The organism is Burkholderia sp. AU4i (genome assembly GCF_000466765.1).
GTDB classification, from domain to species: domain Bacteria; phylum Pseudomonadota; class Gammaproteobacteria; order Burkholderiales; family Burkholderiaceae; genus Burkholderia; species Burkholderia cepacia.
In genome coordinates this window covers 1-938 of sequence record NZ_ASSI01000392.1, presented here as the reverse complement: position 1 = coordinate 938, position 938 = coordinate 1, and the positions used below count along the sequence as shown (strand labels likewise).

Annotated in this window: 1 protein-coding gene and 1 pseudogene; both read right to left on the bottom strand. The window is 68.0% G+C overall.

Annotated elements, in window-relative coordinates:
* The coding region (locus L810_RS42985; protein WP_042978424.1) for a cytosine permease at window positions 1-465 on the bottom strand (465 nt) is incomplete at its 3' end.
* 238 nt (window positions 466-703) lie between these two features.
* A pseudogene (locus L810_RS48260) lies at window positions 704-938 on the bottom strand (hypothetical protein); the annotation flags it as partial.

Here is a 938-nt window from a genome sequence, read left to right as displayed (position 1 = left end):
CGCGAGATAGGTCTGGATGCCGAACCATGCGATCGCGATCACCGCGCGGATCATCGCGGGCAGCAGCGCGCCGTAGATGCCGAAGCTCATCCGGCTGATCACCGGGAACGGCACGCCGGTCTTCTGGCCCATGTAGCCGGTGAGGTTCATGAAGCAGTAGACGAGCACCGCGCCGATCGCGAGCGACGCGAGCATCTGCCAGCCCGACAGGCCGAGCGCGAACAGCCCGATCGCGAACGAATAGTTCGCGATGTTGTGCACGTCGTTGGTCCACAGCGCAAAGATGCTGTAGCGGCCCCACGTCCGCCCCTCGGCCTTGGTGGGCGCGAGGTCGGGGTTGTGCAGCCGCGGGCTCAGCGCGGGGTCGCGCGCGGCCGAATCGGTTCGATGCGATGCGTCGACCGCGCCGGGCACGATGCCCGGGCGGTGGGTGGCTTCCAGTTGCACGCCGTTGTCTCCTTCCATGTGCGGGGCGCGAAACCGGCAGCGCGTAGACGCTGCGACGGCCCGGCCGCCGTGGACGTTATGTCTCGGATTTGTTCGCGAGTATGGGTGGCCGGCACGGTGATGGGAAATTAAATATTCGGCTGGGCGCCATTTGAAAAATGAATGCGAGGGATCGATGGCGAGGCACGGGGATTGCGCGCCGAAGGGTTCCATCCACCGACATCAGCGGAGGTGTCATGCAGCGATATTCCCTTCGTCACGTATCGCGAGCCGTCTTCGCCGGCATCCTGATCGCCGGCCTGGCGGCGGGTGCGGGTTGCCAGAAAAAGAGCGACACCGGTACCGGTGCGAGTTCGGACACCAGCGCCACCGGCGGCATGTCGCCGGCGCCGTCCACCGCGCCGTCGGGCACGCCGGGCAGCGGTGCGGCCGACAGCGGCACCACGGGCGGCGCGGCAAGCATGCCGGGCGCGGCTTCCGCGCCGGCGGGC